Genomic DNA, 13,592 nt, shown 5'->3' with positions numbered 1-13,592 from the left:
AACATATCCAATCACAATCATCATTTTGTTACTTTCAGCGAAAGGTTCTCCTTCACCGTCCGGTAGAATTGATATTGCAGTCCGTTCGCTTCTGCCGTCACCTTTTCACCGTCGTCTCTGTTTAACATGACACGTTCATAATCGTTATAAATGACATACATAATATAACCGCCAAGTCCGACTTTTTCAATGTCACGTAACGGGATTTCAAGGACGTACCGCCCGTCTCCCAGTGACTGAACCGGAAACTGGTGGAATACTTTCATGTTATCTCTGTGCTGAAACTGAATATATTGGGCATTATTTCTGTCCTGTCCGAACAAGCGGAACGTAACGGTGAATTTATGATCGGCGAACACCGCGCTTTCCGTTTCTCCGTGCATGCGAAGTTCGACCAGTTTATTTTCTTCATCCGTCAGCGGGCTTTCTAAATAAGCCAGTCCGCCTTGCGTCACGATGTTTTTATCGGGCTCTTTTTTGGACCAGCGGAACAGCTTTTCGACCTCATCATACCGTTTTTGAGTCAGCAGACGGTAGGCTGTTTTATGAATCGGATGAAAAAATGTCTCGGAAATATCGTATTTCGTCTTCTTTAACACATTCAGAATTTCATTGAATTTATTGTAATAGGCTTCTTTGTTTTCGCTTTTCAGGAAGTGCATCCGATCGAAAAGACGCGTAATGGAATCGAATTCGATCAGGCGGTTCATTGCCATCTTCTCTTTTTCAGTATCTAATTTTTTGTTCAGAATATACTTCATTACGGCTATGTTCGTGTCGGTTTTTTCCATTATATTAGTCTGCTTTGTCAGCGACTCATTATTGTCCATTCTGTTCAGATAATAGACCGGCTCGGTTGACGTTGAAATATCTCCGCACGCCAAAAGAACATCCATAAAAAATTGCTTATCTTCAGCAAATTTCATTTCCGGATATCTGATATCATTATCTTTTAGAAATTGTAAGTTCATCATTCTTGCCCGCGGGCCGAGATGATAGAAAATATGCCGGATTGAAAAAGGCGATACCTTCGCTCTGTTCAGAGAAGACTCATGTTTCCCGATCGTTTTTTGACCGTTCACCTGCATTTCGATCGTTTTTCCGACCGCATAATTTACCTGATCTCTTTCAAGCATGTCGAATAAGATTTTAACTCCGTTCGGCGCAAACCAATCATCCGCATCCAAAAATGTAATGTACTTTGCATTTGCCAGCTCAATCCCCAAGTTTCTCGGATAAGCCGGGGTTCCCGTGTTGTCTTTCAAAAAGACGACTGTAATATTTTCATACAACTCGGCGTACTCAGTCAGGATGTTTCTGGAATCATCAGTAGAGCAATCATCGACAAGAATTAAAGAAATATGCTGAAAGCCGATGTTTTGAAGGATCACTGAATCAACTGTTTTCCTTACATATTCTTCTGCATTATAAACAGGAACGACTACCGCTACCTTCTTCTCTTCCGCCAATGCTTCTTTGTTTAAAATGGTATATTCGCGTTCTTCTACGGACGGCTTGGACTCTTTTTTATTCAACTTAAAAAAGTTACTAAGATTCATCTTTAAATTCTCCTCTTATTGTCTAGCTTTTTTTCAAAAGCGCATAACAAATATAGCGAAAATAACCTTATATTACAAGAAGTACTCCCTATCCGGAGGGAGTACTTCTTTATCATCTGTATATCCGAATGTTTCAATTACACCCCGGCAATTTCTTTTTTAATCTGTGTGGTGGAAATGCCTTCGGTTCTAGGGAGGTAGATGACTTCGCATTGATCTTTAAGGAAATCGAATTTGCCTTCCCAATCGTCTCCCATTACGAACACGTCGATGTTGTGATCCGCTACGTCACGTACTTTTTGATCCCAGCTGTTTTCCGGAATGACTTCGTCGACATAACGGATCGTTTCCAGAATCAGCTTTCTGTGTTCATAGCTGTGGTAGGCCTTTTTTTGTTTTTGCAGGTTGAACTCGTCTGTTGAGATGGCAACAACAAGGTAATCTCCAAGCTGCTTTGCGCGCTCAAGCAGTTTAATATGACCCCAATGCAGTAAATCAAACGTTCCGTAAGTAATGACCTTCTTCATGAAACAAAAGCTCCTTTCTATCATCATACGTATAACAAGCAACTGCTCTGAAATGCTGCGCAGCTGTATCCTTAATCACTAAAGTGCCAATTTCGTACTCATGGAACCTCATTATATCACATAGCCCTGAAAAGGTTAAGCCAATGTAAAACGAAGTTACATTCCACTTATTAACAAATGTTATTACAATAGGAGTTTAGCAGGGTTTTTGCGCGTATGATTAAAGAAATTGTTATCTTATTTATATTTTTGTAAAACTATTGTTAAGTTTATCTGAAGGTATTATGTTAAAATAAAGCTTAGCCTAATTCACGAAAAAGTGAAAGAAAATCCCGTACAAAAAGGAGGACGGCAGATGCAGACTGAAATGGTGCACAACCTTTCTTACGTTAATGGAAATTTACAGGAGTTTATTTCATATTTAGACACTTATTATATCGCACAAAAGCAAGGAGCCGTCATTGCGACGGTCAATCCTGAGATCGGATACGCTGCGGCGAAAGACAAAGGTTATCATCAAGTCATTTCTTCCGCGGATTTCGTCCTGCCGGATGGTATCGGCGTCGTGTTAATGTCACGTTTGACGCAGCACCCGCTGAAATCAAGAATTGCGGGATTCGATGTGTTTCTTGCGCTGCTCGGCCTCGCAAACCGGCAGTCTAAAAAAATATTTTTATACGGAGCTAAGCAAGACGTGCTTGACGCCGTTTTGAACCGGATCAGCAAAGAGTATCCGAATATTGAGGTTGTCGGAGCCAGCAACGGTTATGAAGCGGATAAACGCTTCGTCGCCAAACAGATTTCCCGGGCGAAACCCGATCTCGTGTTTGTCGCCTTAGGATATCCCCATCAGGAACAATTTATTTATGAATACAAACATCTTTTCCCTCAGGCTGTATCGATCGGTTTGGGCGGAAGCTTTGATGTGTTCAGCGGAACGGTGAAACGCGCCCCTGAATGGATGATCAAAACGAATCTGGAATGGCTGTACAGACTGTTGACGAATCCGTGGAGATGGAAAAGGATGCTGAACATTCCGAAGTATGCTTTTACCGTTTTGAGAAATAATAAATCAAATAAAAGCCTGTATTCCAAGCAGGCAGAAGATCAAACGAAACAGCTTTAAACAAATAAAACAGCAAAAGAGATTGGTAATCTATGAACTTGCGATCTTTATTCGCCGCTTTTTATTCTATATATCTGTCTGTTCTCGGCGTTTTGTTCAAGCCTGTAAAGCCCAAGAACCACCTGACCCTGCTGGTATCTTTTGAAGAGAATGCGCAGGCTCTCATCCGTTCTTACAAAGCGCACGCTGAATCGCTTTCTTATGAAATGACGGTTTTGTATACGAGACATGCCGTCAGTCTGAAAAAAGAGCTGGAAGGTATCGGCTCTTTTTATCTGAACGAAAAACATCCGCTGCATCTTTTGAAGGCTGTTTTGATCCTTTTTAAGAGCAAAGCGGTGATAACGGATAACTATTTCCTCATGACAAGCGTCTTAAACCGCCGGCCGCAAACGACATGCATTCAGGTGTGGCATGCGAACGGCTCTTTGAAAAAGTTCGGCCTTGAGGATGTGACGAATCAAAACCGTCCGGCATCAGATATCAGCCGGTTTAAAAAAGTGTACCGCTCGTTTGACTTTGTCACCGTCGGTTCAGACGCGATGGCTGACGTTTTTAAAAAGTCGTTCGGCATACGGGACGGCCAGCTGTTAAAAACGGGTGTCCCCCTTACTGACGTCTATTATGAAGAACACAAGCCGGAACTGAAGCACAAATGGCCGAAAAAAATCATCCTGTACGCACCGACATTCAGGGATTATGATATGCAATCCTTTCGGCTGCCATTCACCGAAGAACAGCTCACAAACGCGTTAAACGGAGAGTATATGCTGCTTGTAAAGCTTCACCCTGCCGTTTTGCATCAGATTTCGGCTTCGTTTGAAAGCGAACTGATCAAGAACGTGTCTGACATGCGTCTTCATGATCTCTTGAAAGCGGCTGATATTTTAATTACGGATTACTCTTCCGTGCCTTTTGAATTCGCGCTCTTAAATAAACCGATTTTCTTTTTCACATATGATCTGGAGGAATATGATCGAAAACGCGGTTTAATCGACAATTATACTTCCGTCATTCCCGGAAAGGCTTGTCATGACAGCGAAGCCCTTCTGGAGGAAATGACGAAAAAGCCATTTCGTGCAGAAGAAATGAAGCGGTTCTCAGACAAATGGAATATGTATTCAGATGGGAATTCGAGTGAAGCGTTATTGAAATTTGCGGAAACAAAAATGAAGAATTGTGCTGAAGCACCTGCCTGAATCCGACGGCGGGTGTTTTTTGCATGAAGAAAGGGCTGAAGCATACACTTCAGCCCTTTTTTTATACTTTCATATACACGGGAACATCATAGTAAAGCGTATAGTCATCCAGCAGTGAGTATAAGCTGTACATGCGGTTTACCTGCTTATACGCCCAGCCGATGTCTGTCGCATATTGATGGGCCGCGGCTGGAGACCATCTCATTTTATACAGCGTATCCTGCTCGTATGAAGGATTGTGAATATAAGACGCACCGATAAATTGGGCTCCGCCGATAATCGCGGCTTCCGGTGTAAACCAGCCTTGATTATACGCGTATTGTGCGCCGTAGTAATTCGGGTTGCTGTCATAAGCCCCGATGCCGTACATGTTGTAAACCTTTTTACCATTATACATAATGCCGTTCGCAAGCTCTGACGTGCCATTGCCCGTTTCAAGCAAAGCATGCGAAATCAAATACACTTCATTGATGCTGTATTTGCCGGCGGCTGTAATAAAGGCCTGGCCTTTCCCTGTCAGTATTCCTTTATTGACCAGCACTTTTTGATTCAGTTCCGATGCGTTCAGTCCGGCTGTCTGAGAGAGCTTCAGAAATTGAAAGTAATACTTGCTGTCTTGTGCGAAGTGAGCCGGATTGACATACTGCCCGACTTCGTCACTGCTGGCGTTTCTCCAGCCCATGCTGAGTTTGGCCCAGCCGTTTGTCTGGCCTGTGATGCTGACTTTATCGCCTTTTTTCAACTGCCCGATAATATTGCCGGAGCTGACTTCCGGGGTTGACCGGACGTTCAGGACGTCGGCTGTGACCGTTCCGGAGGCCGTATTGATGTACGTAAGTGATGCATAAGCCGCGGCATCAGTCTGCGGGCTGACTGTCATTTGTTTTTTGACCATATCTGCCAGCGAGATGTTGTAATTGGTATTCATGATTTGCGGTCCGTTTTTTATTTTCAAAATAGCCATCGTCCATCCGTACAGCTTTTTCAGCTTTTGGGAGGCGGCGTCCGCTGACTGCGCTCCCGTGAATTGATCGCGAATGCGGAGTTCATAAACCGGATGGCTTTCACTCGTATAGCCGGCCTGTAATTGTTTGGCGCTGAAAAAGCTCATGCTTTTATTTAAAACGGTTTTACTGCTGAATGTATCGGTTTTGATGACGTACTGTGCAGAGCCGGTTTTCCCCGTCTCCTTCACAGTGCCGGCCGCTTTGTTTTGCTTGAAAAAAGCAGTCACGCGGTCAATGTCTTCCCTTTTAAGCAGCGGTGCCGTTTCAATTCTGAATTGTGTATACGCTGCTTCACCTGTTTTCTGTGCGGAGGCGGATACTTTTTTCCCTTTGAAAAAGTCCAGCGAACGATTGATCTTTGCCGTATCAAGCAGTGATTCGGTTGTGACTTGGTACGTTGTGTCCGTCTGCTTGGATATCGTTTTTGAAATGGCAGTCAGTTTATATCCCGCCAGCAGATTCAATCCTTTTTTTATCCTCGACTGGTCTGCCGTCTGCTGAGAAAGCAGCTGATATTCGTTTTCTGCTGTTTTTCCCGCCGCGGTTCTTGCCGTCTTTACACGCTGCTGGCGGAAAAACGCCTCCGTTTGATCTGCCTTTGCAGCGGTAAGCTGCCCTGCCGTGATCCGATAAACGGACACTGATGCTGTCTTTTTGACAGGCGATGCGTCGCAATGCCATTTTTTCTTTTTAAAGAAAGCTTGAACACTTTGCAGCTGCTTAGCCGTCAGTCCGCTCATCGCGACCGTGTAATTATTTTTCTTGCCGGCTTTTTGATAGCTTCCGCTCACACCCGTATTCTTCTTGATTTGGGTGATAGCATTTTGTACGGCGCTTACTCCGTTAAAATATCCTGACTGCACGTTGTACACGGTTGCTGTTTTGCTATGGGCATACTTTTGAACATTCCCTTTGACGCCCGTTTTCTGCTGCAGCTGTTTCGCTAAACCTGCCGCATCATTTGCATTTGAAATGTCAGAGGCTGTCACGGTGATATTCGGACTGGCCTTTGCCGTGACTTTCAGCGACGCCTGCAATCCTGTTTCCTTTTGAAAATCAGTTTGGATTTGAGCGGCTTTTTGATCGCCGGAGATTGTTCCTGATTGGATCTGAAACCGGGCTGTTTCCCGTTTGATCTGACGGTATGACGCTTTCACGCCCGTCTGCTTCGTCAACGCTTGCGAGAGCGCTTTTGCGTCCGCTTCGGCCGCCATCTCAGCAGTCACGACCTGCATGTACGGCTGTTTTGTCCCCGCCGGCTTGACGGCGCCGGTCACGCCCGTTTTTTTCGTCAGTTCGGCAAGAAGATTTTTCGTCTGCCGCTCGTCTGATAGAACGCCTGATGTGACGGTCACGTACGGCTGTTTGCTTCCGCTTGCGCTGTAAGTGCCGGACACGCCCGTCTGCTTCGTAAAATCTTTCAGCACGGTTTTCGCATCCGTTTCATCTTGTAATCCTGAAGCTGAGATTTGATAAGTGAGCGGCGTATTTCCGGCTTTCTTTGCGTCAGCCTGCCACCCCGTATCCTTTTTCAATTTCGCTGCCGCTTGAAGCGCCTCGTTCTCAGAAGCAAATTGCTGCTTCGTTTCCAGCTCGTAAACGGAGTAGTCGCTGTATGCGGCCTCAGCGGGCTGTGCAATGGTGCAAAAGACAAGGAAAACGGCGGACAATAACATAGGTGCAACGAATCTCTTTTTCATTCCTTCTCCTCTTTCTGATTCAATTGGTTTCTATCAAACTAGTTTATTTATCGGCCGGCCTTCTTCATTTTTACAGAGAGAAATCACCCAATTTTCCAAATAAAAAAAACTTAATCCCAGAGCTGGGATTAAGTTTGGTTTTATATATGAGAAACGATGAGCGTGCAATCTCCGTTTATCGTAAAGTCAGGCATCTGATCCGGCAGTATGAAATGCGCGCCTTTTTCAAGCTTGGCGGACTTGCCTTCACAGATGATGGAGCCGCTTCCTTCTGTGACGCTGCACAGCATAAACGGAGCGTCCTGGGTCATTTCCGCCGTCCCGCTGATATCCCATTTGTATACAGAAAAATATTCTCCCTGCACAAAGGTTTTGATGGTGACGCCTTTTCTCGTTTCAGTTGATTCATCTAAAAATCCGTCCACATGAGGAACGGTGGCGGCGTTGACGGCATCGCGGATATGCAGCTCACGCGCCTGGCCGTTTTGATCTGTACGCCCGTAATCATATATCCGGTAGGCGGCCTCTGAATTCTGCTGTGTTTCAAGCACGAGCGCCCCCGCGCAAATGGCATGGATGGTTCCGCTCGGCACATAATAAAAATCGCCGGGTTTGATTTTCACACGGCGCAGCAGGCCTTCCCAGTCACCGCTGTTAATCATGGTGACAAGTTCCGCTTTCGAACGGGCCGTGTGACCGTATATGATTTCCGCATTTTCTTTACAGTCAATAATGTACCAGCACTCAGACTTCCCCGTTTCACCCTGTCCATGCTCCTCGGCGTCATAATCGTCAGGATGGACTTTAACGGACTGATGATGTTTGACGTCCAGTATTTTCGTCAGCAGCGGAAACCGGTCCCCTTCCGTTCCGCCGAATAATTCTCTATGCTGATCCCACAGTTCCATCAAGGTTTTCCCTTGATACGGACCGCTTTTGACCGTGCTCATTCCGTGCGGATGGGCTGATATCGCCCAGCATTCGCCGGTTGTTTCTGAAGGTATGTCATATCCGAATCGTTCGCGTAATAACGTGCCGCCCCATAGTTTTTCTTTACATACAGGCTGTAAAAAAATCGGCTCTTGCGTCATGTTCGTTCCCCTCCCCTTAAAAAGCGGCTCATATCCCATTCCCCCTGTGTCTTTTTTAAAACACGGAGGGAGCCGCGGTTAAAAACAATATGTATAAAATGGCTGACCTGCTCATTATACCATTCGGATGGGGCGGAATGCTCAGTCATTTCCTATTCCAGAATAAAATGCCTTGTTTGTCGCAAATTAAAATAACTGATGGAAAAAGGGGGGGAACATTGTGACGATACATGCGGAGCTCGGCAAAAACCTTGAAGTGCTGAAAAAACGGTTCGGCCAAAGCGATGACATGATGTTTTATTCGTTTACGTACGGAAACGGCAAATGTGACGCCTGTCTTATCTATATAGACGGACTGACCGACAATCAATTGCTTGCGGAATATATTATTTCACCCGTGCAGGCGGCCGCCCGGCATCAAGAGGAACCGGCTGAAACACCGCCGTCATCCATCTCTTTCGGCTATCGTCATACCCGGCTTTCTTCACTTAAGGACGCGGAGGCAGACATTTTCTCCGGCAAATCGGTTTTGCTGGCGGAGGGGTGGGAGGAAGCTCTTTCGTTTGAGACGGAAACATTTAAAATGCGTGATATTGAAGAACCGTCTTCAGAAGTGCTTGAACGGGGGCCGAGGATAGGTTTTGTCGAAAAGCTTCGGACGAACACGGCGCTTTTGCGCGAGCAGTCCGGTGATCCCAACCTCCAGATCAAAGAGATCACACTCGGCGAACGGACAAAAAAGCGGATCGCCGTTGCCTACATTCGGGATATTGCCCCTGATGATGTTGTAAAAGAAGTGATGAAAAGACTGGAGTCCATCACCATTGACGACATTCCCGAATCAGGAGCGATCGAGCAGCTTATTGAAGATAACACGTATTCTATTTTCCCGACCGTCTTGACGACCGAACGGCCCGACCGGGTTATGGGCGCTCTTTTGGAAGGAAGGGTTTCCATTCTTGTAGATGGAACGCCTTTTACCCTTTTGGTGCCGGCTACCGTTGATGAATTTATCCACTCCCCTGACGATTATAATCAGCGGTGGGTTCCGGTTACCTTTCTCAGGCTGCTTCGGTATACATGCATTTTAATCACGATTTATTTACCCGGCCTTTACATATCGCTCGTTACGTTTCACACGGGGCTCTTACCGACGAGAATGGCGGTTACGATTGCCGGAAGCAGATTGAATGTCCCGTTCCCTCCTTTTGTTGAAGCGTTCATCATGATTTTTACGATCGAGATGATCAGAGAAGCCGGACTCAGGCTGCCGAAGCCGATCGGACAGACGATCGGCCTGATCGGGGGCGTGGTGATCGGACAGGCCGCCGTTCAGGCGAATATTGTCAGCGCGATGATGGTCATTGTCGTATCCGTTACGGCGTTGGCTTCTTTTACGGCGCCCTCCTATGCGTTCAATTTTCCGCTGAGGCTCATCCGTATTTTTTCAATGATTCTGTCGGCGATATTAGGTTTATACGGACTGATCATGTGCTATCTGCTTGTCATCGGCCATCTGATGCGCCTGAAAAGCTTCGGTCAGGACTATCTTATTCCGATCATGGCGCAGCCTGGCCAAGACTTAAAAGATACGATCGTCAGACTGCCGACGCCTCTTTTGAAAAAACGGCCGACCAGAAAAGAGACGAAAGATAAAATCAAGCAAAGGTGATCCCCATGAAAAAACCGGAAGACAAGCTGTCGTTTATGCAGACACTTCTCATGGTAAGCGGAACAATGATCGGAGCGGGCGTGTTAACACTGCCGCGCTCCGCCGCAACAGCGGACAGTCCGAGCGGATGGATCATTATTCTTGTGCAGAGTGTCGTGTTTATCGGCATCGTCCTGCTCTTTATGCCGTTTTTGCAGAAAAACAGCGGGGAAACCATTTATGAGCTGAATCAAAGCATCATGGGCCGCGCTATCGGTTCTCTTCTGAATTTATTCATCAGCTGTTATTTTGTCGTCACCGTCTGTTTTCAAGCCCGTTTTCTCGGTGAAGTCATCAATTACTTTTTACTGAAAAATACGCCGATGGGTGTCGTCATATTCATCTTTCTGGCGGTCGGCATTTACCATGTGACCGGCGGGGTCTATCCCATTTCAAAGCTTTATGCCTATCTGTTTCCGATTGCGATCGTCATTCTGATTACGCTGCTCATATTCAGTTTGAGACTTTTTAAGCTGGATTTCGTCCGCCCGGTCATGGAAGGAGGCTACAAAAGCTTTTTTGAGCTGTTTCCGCGGACCCTTCTGTATTTTTCGGGACTTGAGGTGATTCTTTATCTGGTGCCGTTTATGAAAAACCCGAAGCAGGCGAAAAAGGCGGCTGTCTTCGGCATCGCAGGCGCGAGCATTTTTTACAGCTTTACGCTGCTTGTCGTCATCGGCTGTATGTCGGTCGCTGAAGCCAAAACGGTGACGTATCCGACCATTTCCCTGATTCATGCCTTGGAAATCCGGGGCATTTTCATAGAGCGGTTTGATATCTTTCTTTTAATTACGTGGACATGCCAGCAGTTCACCTGTATGCTCGGTTCTTTTAAAGGAGCGCATCTCGGATTAAACACCATTTTCAAACTGAAAAATAAAAACAATGCCTGGCTGCTGGGAGGCTTATTGGCAGTGACATTCGGCCTTTCAATGTACCCCGATGATATCAACAGTGTGTTTGCATTCGCGAATATTCTCGGATATGCGTTTTTTGCCGTCATTATGATTCCTTTTCTCATCTGGTTTGTCAGCTGGATGAAAAAAATAGCCGGGAGGAAAAAGACGTCATGACACTTTTCATAAAATGGGCGGCGGCGCTTTTCATACTGATGACGCTTTCAGGATGCTGGGACGCGAAGGAAGTCGAAAAGCTGTCTTTCGCCCGGGGGCTGGCGATAGACGAGACGAGTGACCGCCGATATAAATTAACCTATCAAAACCTGCTGCCCCAAAGCGAAAACAGCCAGGCTTCCGGCCGGCCCGTGTTTGTCAATGTGACGACGCGGGGGGATACCATTCTTGAAGCCGTCAGTGAAGTCGCTTTAAAAGATCCGCCTGTTTACAGCGATCACTTAAAAGTGCTGATATTCAGCGACAAATTGCTGGCCGACCAAAATATACTGCAGATGATGAATCATTTTATCCGCGATGATGAATTACGGCGGAGCAGCTATCTCTTCGCGGCAAGAGGAAAAGCGTCCGATATTCTGACGGAGCCGACGCCGAATCAGCAGCAGCCCATGGCCGCGGAAAAGCTGATCGACCTTACGAACAACGGCGGCTACAACGGGAAGATTTTAAAACCGCTCCGAATCGGGAGAGCTTCGATTTACTGCCATAATAAACTCAGTTTTCTCATTCAGGCCGTCAGCAATCAAAAAGGAAAAACGGTGTATGACGGAGCGGCCATTATCAAAAACGCAAAACAAAACAGATTGGCGGGCTTTCTGTCATCATACGAAATACAGAGCCTGAATTGGCTGATGGGGACGATACGGGGCGGCGTGCTGCCCGCTTTGGATAAAGGGGGGCACCCGATTACCTTCGAGATCAAAAAATCAACATCCGCCATCACTCCCAGGCTGAAAAACGGGAAGCTGTCATTTCATGTAGCGGTAAAAACAAAAGGACTTTTGTCAGAGGACCAATATGCCGGAGAAGATTCATTCGATCAGCACTATTTAAACGGGCTGGAAAAGATTTTCGAAAAAAAACTGAAAAGCGATGTGAAAGAAGTCATCGATAAGCTGCAGAATCAATATGAAACGGACCCTGTATTCTTTTCTGACAGAGTCCGCATTCAATATCCCGACTATTGGAAGAAAGTAAAGCATCATTGGGATGAGACCTTCTCCGAAGCGGCCTTTGACTATGATGTTTCCATTCAGATTACCAACTTCGGAACGATGGGACGGTAGCCTTCAGCCTGTTTTTTCGACACGGAGGAGAATCTGATAAATCCGGCTTTGTTCGGGCAGCTGTATCACCGGAAATTGCATCGATTGCGCCATTCGTGTGATTTCCTGTAAAAACAGCTGCACCCGCTCATCCACGTGAACATACGTATAGGACTGCTTTTTCACAGCAAATGTCTCTTCCGGAAAGAGCGTGCGCACCGTCTGCGGCGTAAAAAACCGTAAGTGGGTGCGGTCGAGAATGCCGGCGTCTCTGTATGTCCAGTCACCGAGCAGAAGCGGAAACAGCGCTTCGGCGTGGGAAATATTCGGAATGCTGCAAACGATTGATCCGGCAGGCGACAAATAGGATGAGTACGTTTCAATGACGCGCCACGGGTCTTTTAAGTGCTCAAGGATGTCGGCGAAAATGATGCAATCAAAAAAACCCTCCGGATAAGGCAGCTTCACTTCTTCGACATCTTCCTGCAGAACCGCTTCATAGTGTCCTTTTGCCGCTTGCGCCGCCAGCGGGTGCAGTTCTATTCCGTACAGTTCGCAAGGCTGTCTGTTTTGAAGTTCCAGCCCCGTAGCCCCCGCGCCGCAGCCGACATCAAGTATCCGTTTCGCCTCCCGGGGAACGAGCTCCGCAATTTCCGGTCTCGGATGAGTAAAGTACGTAAAATCAGTGCCCCATTTTTCCGTAAAACGCTGGCGGTTCTCCGAATATAACTGATTGATATTGATATCCTGATTAGCCGTAAACGTCGCGTGCCCGTGGTGATGCACAAAGGCATCGAGGGCGATGTGCAGGCTGTAGCCTTTTTGCAGGGCGCGCAGACATAGGTCATCATCTTCAAAAGAACCGTATCCGAATTGTTCATCGAACGGGCCGATGTCTTCAATGACGCTTCTTTTCACCAGAAGACAGAAACCGACAAGGCGCAGCACCCGCTTTGTATGATGCTTTTCCCGTGCGCAATATGCCTCCGCGAATGGCTCCAGCTCATCAAGCGATTGATACGCGTCGTGGATCATTTGCGCGCCGCTGACATAGTTGCTGACGGGCCCGACCATACCGGTTTTTTCAGATTGATACAGCACCCTCAGCATGGAGGTGAGCCAATTTTTCGTGACCATCGTATCGTTGTTCAGAAACAGCAGATTTTCTCCCCCTGCCGCTTCGATTCCCTGGTTGCACCCCTTGGCGAACCCGAGGTTTTTTTCATTTAGGATGACTTTGACGTCAGGCAGATTTGATATGTATTCTCTCGTTCCGTCTGAGGAACCGTTGTCAACTATAATCAGTTCAATCTTATCTTTGTCGGTGTATCGTTCAATGCTGGCCAGACATTTTTTCGTCAGCTCAAGTTCATTATATGTAAGGATAATAATACTCGTTTTCACCGGCATCCCCGCCTTTATCGTGACTTTATACAACGTATGACATATCCCCGTCATTTATGTGACCGGGCGCCCGCACGGCATCCGTTTTT

General features: G+C 46.5%; 10 protein-coding genes. 5 read left to right on the top strand and 5 right to left on the bottom strand.

What is annotated here, in order from left to right; all coding sequences use genetic code 11:
- Nucleotides 1-20 precede the first annotated feature (20 nt).
- Nucleotides 21-1,559: a glycosyltransferase family 2 protein gene (locus tag D5S11_RS01220; RefSeq protein ID WP_007407500.1), complete on the bottom strand. Its 1,539-nt coding sequence runs from the start codon at nucleotides 1,557-1,559 to the stop codon at nucleotides 21-23.
- Nucleotides 1,560-1,696: 137 nt separating this feature from the next.
- Nucleotides 1,697-2,086, bottom strand: a complete 390-nt coding sequence (tagD, locus tag D5S11_RS01215) for a glycerol-3-phosphate cytidylyltransferase (protein ID WP_003151361.1) — start codon at nucleotides 2,084-2,086, stop codon at nucleotides 1,697-1,699.
- Between the two features lie 355 nt (nucleotides 2,087-2,441).
- Here tagD and D5S11_RS01210 point away from each other — a divergent pair, with 355 nt between their 5' ends.
- Nucleotides 2,442-3,212 (top strand): WecB/TagA/CpsF family glycosyltransferase, encoded by a 771-nt coding sequence (locus tag D5S11_RS01210; RefSeq protein WP_012118587.1) that lies wholly within the window; start codon nucleotides 2,442-2,444, stop codon nucleotides 3,210-3,212.
- Nucleotides 3,213-3,244: 32 nt separating this feature from the next.
- Nucleotides 3,245-4,411: a CDP-glycerol--glycerophosphate glycerophosphotransferase gene (locus tag D5S11_RS01205; protein ID WP_007407502.1), complete on the top strand. Its 1,167-nt coding sequence runs from the start codon at nucleotides 3,245-3,247 to the stop codon at nucleotides 4,409-4,411.
- Between the two features lie 61 nt (nucleotides 4,412-4,472).
- On the opposite strand, the gene D5S11_RS01200 is transcribed toward D5S11_RS01205, so the two are convergent.
- Both D5S11_RS01200 and manA read right to left on the bottom strand, forming a co-directional pair.
- Nucleotides 4,473-7,118, bottom strand: coding sequence for an N-acetylglucosaminidase (locus D5S11_RS01200; RefSeq protein ID WP_108725271.1), 2,646 nt, complete (start codon nucleotides 7,116-7,118; stop codon nucleotides 4,473-4,475).
- A gap of 140 nt (nucleotides 7,119-7,258) precedes the next feature.
- Nucleotides 7,259-8,209 carry a mannose-6-phosphate isomerase, class I gene (manA, locus tag D5S11_RS01195; RefSeq protein WP_108725270.1) on the bottom strand — a complete coding sequence of 317 codons (951 nt, stop codon included), beginning with the start codon at nucleotides 8,207-8,209 and terminating at the stop codon, nucleotides 7,259-7,261.
- A gap of 220 nt (nucleotides 8,210-8,429) precedes the next feature.
- On the opposite strand from manA, the gene gerBA reads away from it, so the two are divergent.
- From gerBA to D5S11_RS01180, 3 genes are read left to right on the top strand one after another with little or no spacing between them, the layout of a single operon-like run.
- Nucleotides 8,430-9,881: a spore germination protein GerBA gene (gene gerBA, locus D5S11_RS01190; RefSeq protein ID WP_007407505.1), complete on the top strand. Its 1,452-nt coding sequence runs from the start codon at nucleotides 8,430-8,432 to the stop codon at nucleotides 9,879-9,881.
- 5 nt (nucleotides 9,882-9,886) lie between these two features.
- Nucleotides 9,887-10,993, top strand: a complete 1,107-nt coding sequence (locus D5S11_RS01185) for a GerAB/ArcD/ProY family transporter (protein WP_015240707.1) — start codon at nucleotides 9,887-9,889, stop codon at nucleotides 10,991-10,993.
- Complete coding sequence (locus D5S11_RS01180) at nucleotides 10,990-12,120, top strand: Ger(x)C family spore germination protein (RefSeq protein ID WP_032867485.1); 1,131 nt, start codon at nucleotides 10,990-10,992, stop codon at nucleotides 12,118-12,120. Before D5S11_RS01185 ends, D5S11_RS01180 begins: the two co-directional genes overlap by 4 nt.
- Before the next feature lie 3 nt (nucleotides 12,121-12,123).
- Here the strand turns inward: D5S11_RS01180 and D5S11_RS01175 are convergent, their stop codons facing one another.
- Nucleotides 12,124-13,536, bottom strand: a complete 1,413-nt coding sequence (locus D5S11_RS01175; RefSeq protein ID WP_007407508.1) for a bifunctional glycosyltransferase family 2 protein/class I SAM-dependent methyltransferase — start codon at nucleotides 13,534-13,536, stop codon at nucleotides 12,124-12,126.
- Between the last annotated feature and the right edge of the window lie 56 nt (nucleotides 13,537-13,592).

Origin of the sequence: Bacillus sp. L75 (assembly GCF_003676355.1) — a bacterium.
GTDB lineage: Bacteria > Bacillota > Bacilli > Bacillales > Bacillaceae > Bacillus > Bacillus velezensis.
The sequence above is the reverse complement of the archived record's forward strand: the minus strand, read 5'-3'. Positions and strand labels throughout refer to the sequence as shown.